The sequence below is a fragment of the Silanimonas algicola genome (assembly GCF_054777375.1).
Map to the genome: position 1 here is coordinate 829,630 of NZ_BAAHAS010000003.1, position 16,045 is coordinate 845,674.

The following is a 16,045-nucleotide window of genomic DNA, read 5'->3' on the forward strand; positions in this document are numbered from 1 at the left end:
GCCTTCAGAACAACAGGTAGGTGGAAAGAATGTACTTGTCGCCGCTGATCGGCGGCCGGCCTTCGTGCTGGAACATCCAGTACGGCGGGAAGACCAGCAGGCGTCCGGCTTTCGGCGTCACGGCGAGGTCGAGATCGACGAAGGCGGTTTCGCCACCCGAGGCCACGTCGTTCAAGTACCAGAGGAACACGAGGTACCGGTTCGAGACCGGCCCCACCGAATCGAAATGCGGCTGGAAGCGCTCGTCGCCGTCGTTCCGGTAGCGCTTCAGGATCCACTCGCTGGTCTTGGTCGTGGCCGGCACGGGAAGCGTCAGGTCGATCGCGGCGTTGTAGCGCGCGAGGAAATGGTGGATGCCCGAGAGCAGGGACTCGCGGAAGGCCGCGTCCGCCAGCGGTCCGATGTCGAGCTCGGTCCACGCGCTGCCCGCCAGCCAATCGCGACGGTGGCGGCCATTCGCCACCTGCTGCTCGCCGAGGGCCTCGAAACCCTGCACCAGCTGCTGGCAGACGGGCAGGGGCAGGGCGTCGTCGAAGACCTGCACGAAGCGCGACAGGCGGTCGCGCGGATCGGGAGCCGGTGTCACGGGAATCCTTTACGATGCGGCGCGCCGCCGCAGGCGAATCATAGACAAGGAGCCCGGATGGCCACAGGCCGGACCAACGAGACGGGTGATGTGCAGGCGGCGCTCCGGGCCGCCTTCGCCGCGCTCGGGCAGGGGAATGCCGCCGCCGCCGAAGCCGAGGCCCGCCAGGTCCTCGCCCTCGCGGGCACGCGCGACCCGATGGCGGCGCCCGTCGATGCCGTGGTGGTGCTCGCCCTGTCGCTCGCCGGCCAGCGCCGTGCCGCGGAGGCCCTGCCGCTGTTCGAGGTCCTCGTGGCGCGCCAGCCCGAGGTCCCCGAGCATTGGACGAACCTCGGCAACGCGCTGTGCGAACTCGGCCGAGAGGCCGAGGCGCTGCCGCCGCTGCAGCAGGCTTTCCAGCGCGGCGACCGCGGTTCCGCGCTCTTCTACGCCTTGGCGCGCGCGGAGCTGGCGAACGGCCGGCCGCTGCCGGCCTTGACCTGCATCGAGCGGGCGCTGGCGCTCGAGGCGCTCGATCCCGAATTCCTGCTTTTCCGCGCCCGCGTTCTGTTCGCGATGGATGAGACCGACCAGGCGGCGGCGACCCTTGCGGCCTTGCGGTCGCCGGCCCTGCCGTTCGACCTCCGCGTCGAGGCCGCGGAAATCCAGCTCAACCTTGCGAACTACGCCGATGCGCAGCGCGCCTTCGAAGCCCTGCTGGGGGAGGACCCGGGGCATCCTGGCGCACTGATCGGGCTTTCGACCTGCCATGAGCGCCACAACCGGCTGGATGAGGCGGACGCGGTGCGCGCGAGGGTGGACGCGGCGCGCGCGGGCGCGGCGCCGGCGGTGGCCAGCGCGTTGGCGCAGCTCGACGCGCGGCTGGCGGCACGACGCGGCCGCCCGGAGGCCGCGCGCGCGCTGTTCGAAGCCGTACTCGCCGATCCGCCGCGCGATCCCGCCCTGCGCACCAACCTCCGCTTCGAACTCGGCAAGGCCTGCGCGGAGATGCGCGACCACGCGGCGGCCTTCTCGGCTTTTTCGCAGGGGCATGCGGAGCGCCTCGCCCACGTCAACGCGGCGCATCCGAACCTGATGCGCGAGGACGGCCTCCTCGCCGCGTTGGATCGTCCGGTGCCGCCGTTCCAGACCGGCGTCCGCGAGGGAGCCGACGACGGCCACCGGGATCCGCTGTTCGTCGTCGGTTTTCCACGCTCGGGGACGACGCTCCTCGAGCAGTTGCTGGACGCGCACCCCGGTCTCGCCTCCTTCGACGAGCAGCCCTTCCTGCAGCGCCTCGTGACGCGCATGAACGCGTTGCCCGGGGGTTACCCCGGCGCCCTCGTCGACCTGCCGGCCGAGCGCCGCCGCGACTTCCGCGCGCGGTACTTCGCCGACGTGCAGCGCCAGCGGCCCGACCTCGGCGGCCGGCGTCCGGTCGACAAGAACCCCCTGTACCTGGTGCGCCTGCCGCTGGTGGCAGCGCTCTTCCCCGACGCGCGGGCCGTTTTGGCGCTCCGCCACCCCTGCGACGTCGTCGTCTCGTGCTGGATGCAGAACTTCCGCGCGCCGGCCTTCGCGGTGACCTTCGAGACGCTGAAGACCACGGCGCGCATGTACGACCGGGTGTTCCGCACGTATTTCGACTTCCGCGACGCGATCGGCGTGCCGACGCACGTGCTGCGCTACGAGGACCTCGTGGCCGACGTGGCGGCGGAAGGCCGCCGGCTGTTCGGCTTCCTCGGCCTCGACTGGCGCGACGAACTGCTCGGTTTCACCGAGCGGGCCAAGTCGCGCGGCGTCATCAGCACCCCGAGCTACACCCAGGTCGTGCAGCCGGTGAACCGCCGTGCGGTCGGTCGCTGGCAGGCGTGGCGGCCCTGGTTCGACGCCGAGACGCTCGACCTGCTCGCCCCCTGGGCGGAACGCTTCGGCTATTCGCTCGACTGACGCGCAAAGAAAAACCGCGCGGGTCGCCCCGCGCGGTTTTCATTCACTCCGGCTGATCGTCGATCAGAACTTCACGGTCGCCGTCGCCCAGTAGTAGCGGCCCACGGTGTCGAACGTGCGCTCGTCGGTATTACCGTTGAGCGAGTTGTTCTGGTAGATGATCGGCGGCTGCTTGTCGAACACGTTGTCGACGCCGATCTGGAACTTCGTGTTCCACGACTCGAGGTTATAGCCGACCTGCAGGTTGTGGTAGGTCTGCGAACCGCGGTCGAACTGGCAGCCCGGCGTGCCGCCGGCGACGATGGCGAGACCAAGGTCGGCGCAGACGTTGGTGCGGGTGTTCGGGAACACCGCGCCGACGCTGAAGCCGCTCACGTAGCGCGAGGTCCACTGCGCGTCCCAGTCGCCCATCGACCAGCCCAGCGAGCCCAGCGAACGGACGCGGCTGTAGTTGCCGAGGCCGCCGTTGGCCGAGGACAGGAAGGTGCCGGCGAGGTACTGCTGGGCGACCACCTGGCCGAGCACGATCGTCTTGACGTCGAACTGCGCGGTGTAGGTCGTGTCGAGCGAGACCTGGAAGCTGCCGAACGCGGTGTCCTCGAGGCGGTACTTCAGGCCGAAGTCCACGCCCTTCGTGTCGGTGCGGCCGACGTTGGCGTTGCGGTCGAACAGGCGGAGGATCTCACCCGACGCGTTGCGCGAGAACAGGTTGCAGAACTGCCCGTTGTTGAAGCAGTTGTTGAGGATCGTCTGCGTACCGACCGTGCCGATCGTGTCGTTCAGGTAGACGCGCCACAGGTCGACCGAGACCGACGCACCCTCCAGCCAGCTCGGGTCGTAGATCACGCCGTAGGTGAACACCTTGCCTTCTTCCGGCTGCAGGGCCGCGTTGCCGCCCTTGATCGCCGAGAGCTGCGTGTCGGTCTGGTTGAACGTGCCGTCGGTCGGGACGTTCGCGCAGGCGAGGCGCTGCGGGCTGCCGACCGGCGCGCCGCGCCAGCGGTTGCAGGGGTCGGAGAAGCTGTCAGACGAGGCCGAATCACCCTGGAACAGGTCGTTGATCGTCGGGGCGCGGAACACCTTGTCGACGGTGCCGCGGACGAGCAGGCCGTCCATCGGACGCCACTCCAGGCCGACCTTCCAGTTGGTCGTGCTGCCGAAGGTCGAGTAATCCGACCAGCGGGCGCCGGCGATGGCGTTCAGGCTCTGGGCCAGCGGGGCATCGGCGAGCAGCGGGAAGAGCACTTCGCCGTAGATTTCCGTCACGTCGAACTCGCCGACGGCGCGCGTGGTGCAGGCCTCCGACGAGATCAGACAGGTGTAGTTGGTGGGGTCGACGACCGCCAGGAAGCTCGGCTCGAACGCCGAGGATTCCTCGCGGTACTCGACGCCGAACGCGCCGCCGACCATGCCGGCCGGGAGTTCGAACAGGTCGCCCGAGGTGTTGGCGTAGAAGTTCTTCAGCGTCGCGTCGGTCGTGTTGATCGACGGCGAGGAGATGCGCGCCAGCGCGGCCTGGTCGGCGGCCGAGGACAGGTCGCCGAAGAAGTTGACCGGGGTGCAGTTGGCGATCGGGGCCGCCGGGGTGCCGCAGCGCAGCGCACCGCTGGCGTCGCGGAAGGACGGGCCGAGGGCGCTGGCCAGTGCCGGGGTGAACAGGTAGCCGGTCGACAGGCCGCTCTGCTCGAGCTTGCCGTAGGTCATGCCGACGTCGTACGACCACGAGCTGTCGCCGATCGCGCCTTCGAAGCCGGTCGAGATCTGCGTCACGTCCGTGTTGAAGGAGAAGCGGCGGTTGCCGATGGCCGACAGGCGCAGGCGCAGGTCGTTGTTCACGAGGCCGGTGGTCAGGCCGGCGAACGGCCAGAACACGCTGTCCGGCGAGATCGTGACTTCGTCCTGGCCCGGGCGGGCGTCGAACGGCAGCGGGGCGATCTGGCCGTAGGCGCGGGTGCTCTGGTTGTACATCTCGGCATAGGCCGTGACGTTGTCATTGATGTTGAAGCGGCCCGAGAAGAAGGCGCCCGCGCGCTCCTGCGGCGTCAGCTGCAGGTTGCCCACGGCCTGGTAGTTGAACAGGTCGGTGGCGTTGTTGAAGCAGCGGAAGTCCGACCACTGGGTGCCGGGACGGCCGGCCGAGCGCGCGAGGGCGACGGTGGCGCCGGTGCCCGGGCAGTTGATGCCGTTGGCGGCGGCGTTGGCGCGCGGAACGACGTAACGACCCACGTCCGAACGGCTCGAGCCGCCGACGGTGACCGTGCCCGAGTAGAGGGTGAGCGCGTTGCGCGAGTACTCGCGGTCGGCGGCCAGCACTTCGCGCTGGTCGTTGTAGTTGAGGTTGAGGAGCACGTTGCCGCGCTCCCCCGACCAGCCGTAGGTCACGTTGCCGGTGGTGCGCTCGGCGTCGCCCTCGCTGGACTGGCCGTAGCCGACCGACAGCTCGCCGCCGTCGAAGTCACGCTTCAGGATGAAGTTGACGACGCCGCCGATGGCGTCGGTGCCGTAGATGGCCGCGGCGCCGCCCTTCATGACCTCGACGCGCGCGATGGCGGCCATCGGGATCGAGTTGATGTCGTTGTAGACCATCCGGCGGCCGTTGAGCAGCGTCAGCGTGCGCTCGTCACCCAGGCCGCGCAGCGAGACGGTGGCCGCGCCGGTGCCGCCGCCGTTGTTCACGGACGGGTTGGTGGCCGCGCCCGAGATGGCGGGGATGTCCTGGAGGAAGTCGCCGATCGTCGCCGCGCCGGTGCGGTCGATGGCGGCGGCGTCGATCGTGAAGACCGGGGTCGCGGTTTCGGTGTCGACGCGGCGGATGCGGCTGCCGGTGACGACGATCGCGTCGAGGGTCTGGGCTTCTTCGCCGGCGGGGGCGGTCTGCGCGAAGGTCGGGGCGCCGATGGCGGCGGTGCCGGCGATGCCGAGCACCAACGCGCGCTGGACGCTCGCGGCGAGCGGGTTACGTTGCGTCATGGGGTTGTAGTCCTTGCTGGTCGATCATGAAGAAAGGCTGGCTGACGAGACGCTGCCGCGTCGACGCCCGGTCAGACGCTGTGCAGGCCGTGTGACCAGCGACAACGTTTAATACTTCCTTCACTTCAAGTCCAGTGCCTTGGCGCGAGAGCCGCTGCGCGCATGGCCGCAGGCCTGCAAGCCTTTGATTTCGAAAGGGGGGGGCGTGGGGAGTCCCGGGGCCGCGGGGGGGGCACGCGCGGGCGTGCCGGCCGTCCGCGCGGCCCGTCAGAGCGCGTAGCCGAACTGCTGGCGGAACTGTTCGGCGAACTCGGCGTAATCGAAACGCTGGTTCTGCGGGCCCAGGTGCTCGATCTTCAGAGCGCCCATCAGGCTGGCGATGCGGCCGGTGGTGGCCAGGTCCAGCCCGTTCATGAAGCCGAAGATCAGGCCCGCACGGTAGGCGTCGCCGCAGCCGGTGGGGTCGACCACCCGCATGGCGGTGGCCGAGGGGATGTGGATCATGCCGTCCGGGGTGTGCACCTCGGAGCCCTTCGGGCCGCGGGTGATGAAGTAGGCCTTCACCTTCTTGGCGATGTCCTGGGCCGACCACCCGGTGCGCTCCTGCAGCAGGCTCGACTCGTAGTCGTTGACCGTCACGTAGGTGGCCTGGTCGATCATCCGGCGCAGCTCGTCGCCGTTGTACAGCGGCATGGCCTGGCCCGGGTCGAAGATGAAGGGGATGCCGCACTCGGCGAACTCGGTGCAGTTCTGCAGCATGGCCTCGTAGCCGTCCGGGCCGACGATGCCGAAGCCGACGCCGGGGACGTCCCGGACGTGGTTCTCGTAGGACCGCATCATCGCGCCCGGGTGGAAGGCGGTGATCTGGTTGTCGTCGAGGTCGGTGGTGATGAAGGCCTGCGCCGTGTAGAGGTCGGCGATCTCCTTGACGTGGGTCAGGGGGATGCCGAGCTCGCCGAAATGCTGGCGGTAGGGGCCGAAGTCGGCGCCCACCGTGGCCATCGGCAGCGGCTTGCCGCCCAGCAGGTGCAGGTTGTAGGCGATGTTGCCGGCGCAGCCGCCGAACTCGCGGCGCATCCGCGGCACAAGGAAGGACACGTTGAGGATGTGCACCTTGTCCGGGAGGATGTGGTTCTTGAACTGGTCCTGGAACACCATGATGGTGTCGTAGGCCAGCGAGCCGCAGATCAGGGCAGCACTCATCGGGGTCGGTCCTCGGGAACGGTCGGTCCCCGGCCGGTGGGCGGGGCGCGGGGCCCGGGGCGTCCGGGCGGGTCGCGAAGGATACCCGCATTAACGGGCTTTTTCCTTGTGGGCCGGGGCGGGCGGTTGCTACCCTTGGCCGCTTGTTTCCAGCGAATTTCCGGCCCGATCCCCGATGTTCAAGAAGCTCCGCGGTCTGTTCTCCAACGACCTGTCGATCGACCTCGGCACGGCCAACACCCTGATCTACGTCCGCGGACAGGGCATCGTTCTCAACGAGCCGTCGGTCGTCGCCGTCCGCCAGGACCGCGGGGTCGGTTCCGCGAAGTCGGTCGCCGCGGTCGGGGCCGAGGCGAAGCGCATGCTCGGCCGCACGCCGGGCAACATCATGACCATCCGGCCGATGAAGGACGGCGTGATCGCCGACTTCACCTACACCGAGGAGATGCTCAAGCATTTCATCAAGAAGGTGCACACCAGCCGCCTGCTGCGCCCCAGCCCGCGCGTGCTGATCTGCGTGCCCTGCGGCTCGACCCAGGTCGAGCGCCGCGCCATCAAGGAGTCGGCGCTCGAGGCCGGCGCCCGCGACGTGTTCCTGATCGAAGAGCCCATGGCCGCCGCGATTGGCGCCGGCATCCCGGTGGGCGAGGCCGCGGGTTCGATGGTGATCGACGTCGGCGGCGGCACGACCGAGGTGGCGGTGATCTCGCTCAACGGCATCGTCTACGCCCAGTCGGTGCGCATCGGCGGCGATCGGTTCGACGAGGGCATCATCAACTACGTGCGCCGCAACCACGGCACCCTCATCGGCGAAGCCACGGCCGAGCGCATCAAGCTCGAGATCGGCTGCGCCTACCCGCAGAAGGAGGCCCGGTCGATGGAAGTCTCGGGCCGCAACCTCGCCGAGGGCGTGCCGCGCAACATCACCATCACCTCGGCCGAGGTGCTCGAAGCGCTGCACGAGCCGCTGTCCGGCATCGTCACCGCGGTGAAGCAGGCGCTGGAGCAGACCCCGCCGGAGCTTTGCGCCGACGTGGCCGAGCGCGGCATCGTGCTGACCGGCGGCGGCGCCCTGCTGAAGGACCTCGACAAACTGCTCTCCGAAGAGACCGGCCTCTCGGTGCATGTGGCCGACGATCCGCTGACCTGCGTCGCCCGCGGTGGCGGCCGTGCGCTCGAGCTGGTCGACATGACCGGCAACGAGTTCTTCTCGCCGGAGTGAACCCCGGTACGCCGACGACCGCCCGTCACCCGTGATCCACGCCGGATCGCCAGCGCCGAAGCTCTCGGAGACGGCCGCCGGCACGCTGCCGCTGCTGGCCTGCATCACGCTTTCCGCCGCGCTGATGGTCGCCGACCATCGCGGCGACCTGTCGCCGAAGGTTCGCGCCGTCCTGTCCACCGCGGCCGAGCCGGTCTGGCGCCTTGCCGCCTTACCGGCCGCGCTGTGGCGCTGGGCCGACACCGCGCTGAGCCGCCAGCAGGTGCTGGCCGACGAGACCATCACCCTCCGCCGTGAATTGCAGCTTCGCGACGCCCAGCTCGCCCGCTTGCAGGCGGTGGCGCGCGAGAACCAGCGCCTTCGGGCCCTGCTCGGAGGCAAGGGCGATTTCCGGCTGGCCGTGCAGATGGCCGGCATCATCGACGTCGATCTCGACCCGTGGCGCCAGCGCGTGCGGCTCGACCGCGGCAGCGCCGAAGGGGTCGAGGTCGGGCAAGCGGTGATCGATGCCGGCGGCATGCTGGGGCAGGTCGTGCAGGTCTCCGAGCACGGGGCCACGGCCCTGCTGCTCACGGATGCCAGCCATTCGGTCCCGGTGCAGGTCGTCCGCACCGGCCTGCGGCTCGTTGCCGTTGGGACGGGCCAGAGCGACACCCTCCGCGTACCCAACATCCCGCAGTCCGCCGATATCCGCGAGGGCGACCTCCTCGTCACCTCGGGTATCGGTGGCCGATTCCCTGCCGGTTTCGCCGTCGGTACGGTGCGTGCGGTCGGTCCGGACGACACCCGGCTGTTCCTGGTGGCTGACGTGGCACCGGCGGCCCAGCTCGACCGCGGCCTTGAAGTGCTGCTGGTGATGCGCGGCGAGATCGACATCGAGGTCGGGCCGCCCATCCCCCCCGGTTATCGCGACCCCGAGCCCGGCGCGCCAGACGCACCGGCCAAGGCGCCCGTGACCCTGGCGACGCCACCGGCGGGCCCGGCGCTGGCAAGGGCTCCGGAGCCGCGCGCATGAATCGCGACGCGCCCGTCTGGTTGCGTCTCGGCAGCCTCGCTTTCGCCCTGCTGTTCCTCGTGCTGCCGCTGCCCGCACCGTTCGACGGCCTGCGTCCGAACCTGATGGCGCTGGTCCTGGTGTATTGGGCGCTGGAGTCGCCGGGCCGCGGCGGCATGGCGCTGGCCTGGAGCGTTGGCCTGCTGGCCGACGTGGTCGCCGGAACGCTGCTCGGCGAGCAGGCGTTGCGCATGGCGGTGCTGGTGTTCCTCGTCCAGCGTTTCCGTGCGCAACTGCGGTTCTTCCCGCTGTGGCAGCAGTCGGCGGCCGTGGGCCTGCTGCTGTTGAACGACCTTGCCCTGATGACGTCGATCCGCCTGATCGCTGGCGCGGGCCTGCCGGGCTGGGGGGCTGCGCTGGCGCCGCTGGTCGCGCTGGTGGTGTGGCCTTGGGGCTTCCTGCTGCTGGATGCGCTGCGCCTGCGGCACCGCGAGCGGGCCGGCAGCCGATGAGGCGGTGGCGCGCCCGGCCGGTCCGCAACGCCGCGGCCGAAGGTGAGCAGTTCCGCCGCCGCGCCTTGTTGGCGGCGCTCGGCGTCGCCGCGGCCTTGGGCGCCCTGGCGCTGGGCTACGGCCATCTGCAGATCCAGAAGCACGAGGAGTACGCCACGCGCTCGGAGGAGAACCGCATCCGGCTCGATCCGATCGTGCCGGCGCGCGGCCTCGTCTATGACCGCAACGGCGTGCTGCTGGCCGACAACGCCCCGGCGTACCGGCTCGACATCGTCCCGGAGCGGGTCGAGGACATGCCGCAGCTGCTGGCGGCGCTGCGCGAGCGCGTGGCCTTGTCGGACGACGAGCTGCGCCGTTTCGATAACGCCCGCAAGGGGTCGCGGCGCTTCAAGCCGATCGCGTTGAAGCTCCGCCTGTCGGAGGAGGAGATCGCGCGGCTCGCGGTCGACCGCCACCGTTTCCCCGGCGTCGAGGTCGTGCCCTACCTGACGCGGCGCTATCCGTTTGGCGAGCTCACGGCGCATATCGTCGGCTACGTCGGGCGCATCGACCAGGACGACATCGATGCGATGGAAGCGCGCGGGGAGTCGCGCTTCGCGGCGCTGCCGCACATCGGCAAGACCGGCCTCGAGCGCTTCTACGAGAGCCGGCTGCGCGGCGACGTCGGCTACCAGGAGGTCGAGACCAACGTCGAGAACCGTCCGTTGCGCGTTCTGCGACGGCATGACGCCAAGCCTGGCGCCGACCTGCACCTGAGCATCGACATCGCCCTGCAGAAGGCCATGGTCGAGGCCTTCCAGGGCCAGCACGGCGCTGCCGTGGCGATCGACCCGACGACCGGCGAGATCCTCGCCATGGTCAGCCTGCCGAGCTACGACCCCAACCTGTTCGTCGGCGGCATCTCCTTCAACGACTACCGGCGGCTCAACGAGGACGTGGCCCGGCCGCTGTTCAACCGCAACGTGCTGGGCGGCTTCCCGCCCGGCTCGACGCTGAAGCCCTTCATGGCGCTGGCGGGACTGGAAGAAGGCCTGATCACCCCCGAGACCACCGTGTTCTCCACCGGTGCCTACCGGTTGCCGGGCCAGGCGCGCGAGTACCGTGATTGGCGCCCCGGCGGCCATGGCGCGGTGAACCTGCGCGAGTCGCTGGCGCAGTCGGTGAACACCTACTATTTCGACCTCGCGATGAAGCTGGGCATCGACCGCATCAGCGCCGATTTCGACCGCATGGGCTTCGGCAAGCCCACCGGCATCGACCTCACCGGCGAAGTCGCGGGCGTGCTGCCGAGTCGTGCCTGGAAGCAGCGGCGCTTCCGGCAGGCGTGGTTTCCCGGCGAAACGGTGATCGCCGGCATCGGGCAGGGCTACTGGGTGACCACGCCGCTGCAGCTCGCCCAAGGCACGGCCGTGCTGGCCGGGGACGGCCAGCTTCGGCGCCCCCACCTCGTCCGCGCCACGCAGGCCGGTTTCGGTGCGCCCCGCAGGCCCGAACCGCAGCCGCCGGCCCTGCCGGTGGTGGATGATCCGGCCCATCTCGCCGCCGTGCGCGAGGGGCTCGTCGCCACGATGCACGGCCCGACCGGGACGGCGGCGCGCGCGGCGGCCGGGGCGCACTACCTGATGGCCGGAAAGACCGGCACGGCGCAGCGCGTGAGCCGACAAGGCACCGAGCGCCTCGATCCGGCGAAGCTGCCCTACCACCTGCGCCACCAGGCCCTGTTCGTCGGCTACGCGCCCGCCGACGCACCGACCATCGCGCTGGCCCTCGTCGTCGAACATGGCGGGTCCGGTTCCACCGCGGCGGCGCCGGTCGCCCGGCGCATCTTCGATGCATGGATGGGGCCACCGCCGGCCGTCCGGGCCGAGGCTCCCACCTCGGCGCCCGCATCGGCGCCCGACGGGCCGGTCGTGATCCCGGTGCCCACCACGGAGCCTCGCGGATGAACCTGCTCCTGCGCGCCACCAGTGCTTTCGCCTGGCGTTGGCTCGACAAGTTGGATCTGCCGCTGCTGCTCGGGTTGTGCGCCATCATGGCCATCAGCCTCGTCGTTCAGGCCAGCGCCGGCGGCGACCTCGACGCGGTGTTGAAGCAGGCCGCGCGTTTCGCCGTTGGTCTCGGCGCCCTGGTGGCCCTGTCGCGTGTCGCGCCGTCCACGCTGCGGCAATGGACGCCGCTGGCCTACCTCGCGAGCCTCGTGCTGCTGGGCCTGGTGTTCGTCGTCGGCACCGGCCGCAGCGCGAACCTGTGGATCGACCTGAAGGTGTTCTACCTGCAGCCTGGCGAGCTGCTCAAGCTCAGCGTGCCGATGATGGTGGCCTGGTTCCTGCACCAGGCGGTCCTGCCCCCGCAGTGGCGCACGCTGGGCATCACCGCCGCCATCATCGGCCTGCCGGTGGGTCTCACCGTTCTCCAGCCCGACTTCGGCACCGGCCTGCTGGTCGGCGCCTCCGGGGTGTTCGCCGTGTTCCTTGCCGGCATCGCCTGGTGGCGCATCGGGCTGTTCGCGGCCTTGGGCTTGGCCGCGATGCCGGTGGGCTGGCAGTTCCTGATGCCCTACCAGAAAGCCCGCGTCTTCACGTTCCTCGACCCCGAATCGGACCCGCTCGGCGAGGGCTGGAACATCATCCAGTCGAAGATCGCCATCGGCTCCGGCGGTGCAACGGGCAAAGGCTGGGGGCAGGGCACCCAGGCCCACCTCGATTTCCTGCCCGAACACACGACCGATTTCGTGTTCTCGGTGTACGCCGAGGAGTTCGGCTGGTTCGGCGTGCTGCTCCTGCTGGCGCTGTATCTCTTCGTTGTCGCCCGCTCGTTGTGGCTGGCCTCGCAGGCGCGCGACACCTATGGGCGCCTCCTCGCCGGGGCCTTGGCGCTGACCTTCTCGGTCTACGTGATCGTGAACGCCGGCATGGTGGCGGGCTTCCTGCCCGTGGTCGGCGTGCCGATGCCGTTGCTGAGCTATGGCGGCACGTCGGCGGTATCGCTGCTCGCGGGGTTCGGGATGGTGATGGCGGCCGGTGCGCATCGGCGGACTTGGGGTGGGTGAGGCGGGAGTGCTCGGCGAGCGCCTGCCGCCCTGCGAGGCATGGGCGTGCAAGCAACTCGCGAGATGGCCGAGGTGTCGCGGGCTTTCCTCGCACATTCCCCATGGGGCTGCATGGTAAATTCCGCGGCACAGCGCGACCGTCGTCGCGCGGATGCCCCGGCCTGATCCCGATGCGTTTCGCCCCGCTGTCCGCCGCGCTTTTCGCGGCCCTCGTCCTCCCGGCCTCGGCCGCCGAAACCGACCCCGCGGCCAAGGCCGCCTTCATCGCCGAAGCCACCGCCAAGTACGGGCTTTCCGAGGCCGAGATCGAAGGCTGGCTGGCCAAGGCCACTTACCAGCAGAGCATCGTCAATGCGATGTCGCGGCCCGCGGAGCGCGTGAAGCCGTGGAAGGACTACCGCCCGATCTTCATCACCGACGCCCGCGTCGCCGGTGGCCGCCGTTTCCTCGCCGAGCACCGCGAGGCGCTACAGAAGGTCGAGGACGAGACCGGCGTGCCGAAGCAGTACATCGTCGCCATCATCGGCGTCGAGACCGCCTACGGCCGCATCACCGGCAGCTTCGACGTGCTGGACGCGCTGTACACGCTGGGCTTCCACTACCCGAAGCTCGGCAACCCGGAGCGCGAGGCCATGCGCGGTGCGTTCTTCCGCGACGAGCTGGCGCAGTCGCTGCTGCTGGCCCGCGAGGAGGGCATCGACATCCCGGCGCAGAAGGGCAGCTACGCCGGCGCGATGGGCTGGGGCCAGTTCATGCCGTCCAGCTACCGCGCGTACGCGAAGGACGGCGATGGCGACGGCAAGCGCGACCTGTTCGGCTCGCTGCCCGACGTATTCGCGTCGATCGCCAACTATTTCGTCGCGCACGGGTGGGAGAAGGGCCGCCCCGTCGTCGCGCGTGCCAAGGCCAACGAGGGGGCGGCGTTCGTGCCGCCCGACCTCGAGCCGCGCTACGACCTCGCCGAACTGGGCGAGAAGGGCTTCCGCCCGGCCGAGGCTGCGGGCCATGACGCGCCGGCCACGCTGGTGACGCTGGAAGGGGCGGAGGGCACCGAGCACTGGCTCGGATTCCGCAACTTCTACGTGATCACCCGCTACAACCGCTCGCCGATGTACGCCTTGGCGGTGCACCAGCTCGCCGACGAGATCATCACGGGCGACGTCGCGCCGTGATGCCGCGCGTCGCTGCGCTCGTCATGGCCTCGCTGCTGCTCGCGGCCTGCGGCAGCGCGCCGAAGCCGAGGCCCGATCCTTTCGCCGGGGAGGCGGGCAGCCGCGTGCGACCGCTGCCCGATGGCGGCGCGGCCAGCGTCGACGCCCTTCCGCCGGCGCCGAACTGCGTGCCGATGCGCGAGCACGACGAGTCCCTCTACACCGCGGGTGGCCTCTACGCGCCCGGCGTGGCCGACCGCCCGCCGCCCGTGGCCATCGACGTGTCGAACATCCCCGAGCCGGTCCCGCGCCGCGAGCCGAAATCGCGCTATGGCAACCGAGAGACCTACAGCGTGCTGGGCCGCACCTACCGGGTGATGGACTCGGCGGAAGGCTACGAGGAGCGCGGCATCGCCAGCTGGTACGGCTACAAGTTCCACGGGCGCCACACCTCCAGCCGCGAGCGGTACGACATGTGCGCCTTCACGGCCGCGCACAAGACGCTGCCGCTGCCGACCTACGTGCGCGTCACCAACCTCGACAACGGCCGCAGCGTCGTGGTTCGGGTGAACGATCGAGGGCCGTTCCACGCCGGCCGCATCATCGATCTGTCCTACGCTGCGGCGACCCGCCTCGACATGAAGCAGGCTGGCACCGCCCGCGTCGAGGTGCGCGCGTTGATGGGGCCCGACGACACCCTGCTGGCCGATGCCGTCCCGCCGGCGTCCGCCGCGCCGTCGCGTCCCACGGCGCCCGTGCCCGCGAACCGCTGGCGGGGGCCGGTGCCCCCGGCCGCGGAGCGTCCGGCCGCGCCCGCTCCGGCGGGCACGGGGCCGCAGGTCGTGCAGGTGGGCAGCTTCGGCGATCGCATGAATGCCGAGCGCCTCGTTGAACGCCTCGCGGAAGCGGGCGTCGATGGCGCCGAACTGGACCACGCCATCGTCGGTGAGCGCAGCGTCTGGCGCGTGCGATTCCCGGCCCAGGCCGTGGAGGCGGCGCAGGCGCTGGCCGCCCGCATCCTCGACAGCGGCCTGGCGACCCCGCGGCTCTTCAGCGCGGAGCCCTGAAACGGCTGCTCCTGCGCCGCACCCCGGCCTGCGATTCAGCCGCCGCGCCTTAACCTTCCTCCTTTTCCAAGCGCGGCCACCGCGCTCCCCGCACCCCGGAGTCCCGTCGTCCCATGCGTCGCCCGTCCCTGATCGCGCTTCCCCTGATCGTCGCCGCCACGTTCGCCGTCGCCCAGACGCCCACGCCGCAACCCGTGCCACAGCCGGTCGCCGTGCCGCGGCCGAGCCTGCCGGCCCCGGCCGCCGTCCCGGTGGCGATCCCGCCGGCGCCGGCCTCGCAGGGCGCGGCCTGGATCCTGATGGATGCCACCAGCGGGCAGGTGCTGGCCGGCCAGAACATCGACACCCCGCGCGCGCCCGCATCGATGACCAAGGTGATGACGGCCTACGTCGTCGCCTCGGAATTGGCCGCGGGTCGCATCAGGAAGGACGACCAGGTGCTGATCTCCGAGCGCGCCTGGCGCGAGGGGGGCGCGGGCACGGCGGGCAGCTACTCCGGCTTCGACGTGAACACCCGTGCGCCGCTCGATGCCGTGCTGACCGGCATGGTCGTGCAAAGCGGCAACGACGCCTCGATCGCGATGGCGGAGCACGTGGCCGGCACGCAGGAGGCCTTCGCCGACCTGATGAACAGCTACGCCGCGAAGATCGGCATGACCAACAGCCGCTTCGTCAACGCCCATGGCCTCGACGCGGAGGGGCAGGTGGTGACGGCGCGCGACATGGCCCTGCTGGCCCGCGCGATGATCCGCGACTTCCCCGAGGCCTATGCGCTGCATTCGCTGAAGGAATTCACCTGGAACGGCATCACCCAGCACAACCGCAACGGCCTGCTGTGGAAGGACCCGAGCGTCGATGGCATCAAGACCGGCCACACCCGCAACGCCGGCTACAACCTCGCGGCCTCGGCCAAGCGCGGCGACATGCGCCTGATTTCGGTCGTGATGGGCATCCAGACCGACTCGCGCACCGATGCGTTCCGCATCCGCGAAGGCGACAACCTCGCCCTGCTCAACTGGGGCTTCCGCTTCTACGAGACGCACGCGCTGTTTGGCGGCAGCGCCCCGCTGGCCACCCAGCCGCTGTTCAAGGGCGAGCAAGGGACGGTCGAACTCGGCGTGACGCAGCCGGTGCTGGTCACGCTGCCGCGCGGCCGCTACGGCGACCTCAAGCCGCAGATCGACGTGCCGAAGCAGATCGTCGCGCCGCTCGCCCAGGGCCAGGCCATCGGCACGGTGCGCGTCATGCTCGACGGCAAGGAAGTGGCTTCGGCGCCGCTGGTGGCGCTGAAGCCTGTCGCCGAAGCCGGCTTCTTCGGCCGCATGTACGACGAGTTCCTGATGTGGTGGAACGCCGAGTGAT

Annotated in this window: 12 protein-coding genes; 9 read left to right on the plus strand and 3 right to left on the minus strand. The window is 70.3% G+C overall.

The features are described from left to right. Positions 1 to 4: 4 nt before the first annotated feature. A complete protein-coding gene (locus ACYVAK_RS13755) occupies positions 5 to 586 on the minus strand; it encodes a 2OG-Fe(II) oxygenase family protein (protein ID WP_461061927.1) in 582 nt (193 codons plus the stop codon). 57 nt (positions 587 to 643) lie between these two features. Between ACYVAK_RS13755 and ACYVAK_RS13760 the strand changes: the two genes are divergently transcribed. Then, positions 644 to 2,515, plus strand: a complete 1,872-nt coding sequence (locus tag ACYVAK_RS13760) for a tetratricopeptide repeat-containing sulfotransferase family protein (protein WP_461061929.1) — start codon at positions 644 to 646, stop codon at positions 2,513 to 2,515. A 63-nt stretch (positions 2,516 to 2,578) separates the two neighbouring features. Here the strand turns inward: ACYVAK_RS13760 and ACYVAK_RS13765 are convergent, their stop codons facing one another. Both ACYVAK_RS13765 and ACYVAK_RS13770 read right to left on the minus strand, forming a co-directional pair. Then, complete coding sequence (locus ACYVAK_RS13765) at positions 2,579 to 5,485, minus strand: TonB-dependent receptor plug domain-containing protein (protein ID WP_461061931.1); 2,907 nt, start codon at positions 5,483 to 5,485, stop codon at positions 2,579 to 2,581. Positions 5,486 to 5,752: 267 nt separating this feature from the next. Beyond that, on the minus strand, positions 5,753 to 6,688 hold the full coding sequence (locus tag ACYVAK_RS13770; RefSeq protein WP_461061933.1) for a carbohydrate kinase family protein: 936 nt from the start codon (positions 6,686 to 6,688) through the stop codon (positions 5,753 to 5,755). A 175-nt stretch (positions 6,689 to 6,863) separates the two neighbouring features. On the opposite strand from ACYVAK_RS13770, the gene ACYVAK_RS13775 reads away from it, so the two are divergent. From ACYVAK_RS13775 to ACYVAK_RS13810, 8 genes are all read left to right on the plus strand, one after another. Next, positions 6,864 to 7,910, plus strand: a complete 1,047-nt coding sequence (locus ACYVAK_RS13775) for a rod shape-determining protein (protein WP_461061935.1) — start codon at positions 6,864 to 6,866, stop codon at positions 7,908 to 7,910. Positions 7,911 to 7,941: 31 nt separating this feature from the next. After that, on the plus strand, positions 7,942 to 8,925 hold the full coding sequence (gene mreC, locus ACYVAK_RS13780; RefSeq protein WP_461061937.1) for a rod shape-determining protein MreC: 984 nt from the start codon (positions 7,942 to 7,944) through the stop codon (positions 8,923 to 8,925). After that, on the plus strand, positions 8,922 to 9,416 hold the full coding sequence (gene mreD, locus ACYVAK_RS13785) for a rod shape-determining protein MreD (protein ID WP_461061939.1): 495 nt from the start codon (positions 8,922 to 8,924) through the stop codon (positions 9,414 to 9,416). Before mreC ends, mreD begins: the two co-directional genes overlap by 4 nt. Beyond that, positions 9,413 to 11,362, plus strand: coding sequence for a penicillin-binding protein 2 (gene mrdA / locus ACYVAK_RS13790; protein ID WP_461061941.1), 1,950 nt, complete (start codon positions 9,413 to 9,415; stop codon positions 11,360 to 11,362). The genes mreD and mrdA overlap by 4 nt, the downstream gene beginning before the upstream one ends. Further along, a complete protein-coding gene (rodA, locus tag ACYVAK_RS13795) occupies positions 11,359 to 12,465 on the plus strand; it encodes a rod shape-determining protein RodA (RefSeq protein WP_461061943.1) in 1,107 nt (368 codons plus the stop codon). Before mrdA ends, rodA begins: the two co-directional genes overlap by 4 nt. A 170-nt stretch (positions 12,466 to 12,635) precedes the next feature. After that, positions 12,636 to 13,637, plus strand: a complete 1,002-nt coding sequence (mltB, locus tag ACYVAK_RS13800) for a lytic murein transglycosylase B (protein WP_461061945.1) — start codon at positions 12,636 to 12,638, stop codon at positions 13,635 to 13,637. Further along, complete coding sequence (locus tag ACYVAK_RS13805) at positions 13,637 to 14,683, plus strand: septal ring lytic transglycosylase RlpA family protein (RefSeq protein ID WP_461061947.1); 1,047 nt, start codon at positions 13,637 to 13,639, stop codon at positions 14,681 to 14,683. The genes mltB and ACYVAK_RS13805 overlap by 1 nt, the downstream gene beginning before the upstream one ends. A gap of 113 nt (positions 14,684 to 14,796) precedes the next feature. Continuing rightward, positions 14,797 to 16,044 (plus strand): D-alanyl-D-alanine carboxypeptidase family protein, encoded by a 1,248-nt coding sequence (locus ACYVAK_RS13810; protein WP_461061949.1) that lies wholly within the window; start codon positions 14,797 to 14,799, stop codon positions 16,042 to 16,044. Position 16,045 lies beyond the last annotated feature (1 nt).

Excerpts from the sequence above, each read along its gene's own strand:
- ACYVAK_RS13760 (WP_461061929.1), top strand. The coding sequence starts at position 644 with ATGGCCACAGGCCGGACCAACGAGACGGGTGATGTGCAGGCGGCGCTC.
- ACYVAK_RS13765 (WP_461061931.1), bottom strand. The coding sequence starts at position 5,485 with ATGACGCAACGTAACCCGCTCGCCGCGAGCGTCCAGCGCGCGTTGGTG.
- ACYVAK_RS13770 (WP_461061933.1), bottom strand. The coding sequence starts at position 6,688 with ATGAGTGCTGCCCTGATCTGCGGCTCGCTGGCCTACGACACCATCATG.
- ACYVAK_RS13775 (WP_461061935.1), top strand. The coding sequence starts at position 6,864 with ATGTTCAAGAAGCTCCGCGGTCTGTTCTCCAACGACCTGTCGATCGAC.
- mreD (WP_461061939.1), top strand. The coding sequence starts at position 8,922 with ATGAATCGCGACGCGCCCGTCTGGTTGCGTCTCGGCAGCCTCGCTTTC.
- mrdA (WP_461061941.1), top strand. The coding sequence starts at position 9,413 with ATGAGGCGGTGGCGCGCCCGGCCGGTCCGCAACGCCGCGGCCGAAGGT.
- rodA (WP_461061943.1), top strand. The coding sequence starts at position 11,359 with ATGAACCTGCTCCTGCGCGCCACCAGTGCTTTCGCCTGGCGTTGGCTC.
- mltB (WP_461061945.1), top strand. The coding sequence starts at position 12,636 with ATGCGTTTCGCCCCGCTGTCCGCCGCGCTTTTCGCGGCCCTCGTCCTC.
- ACYVAK_RS13805 (WP_461061947.1), top strand. The coding sequence starts at position 13,637 with ATGCCGCGCGTCGCTGCGCTCGTCATGGCCTCGCTGCTGCTCGCGGCC.
- ACYVAK_RS13810 (WP_461061949.1), top strand. The coding sequence starts at position 14,797 with ATGCGTCGCCCGTCCCTGATCGCGCTTCCCCTGATCGTCGCCGCCACG.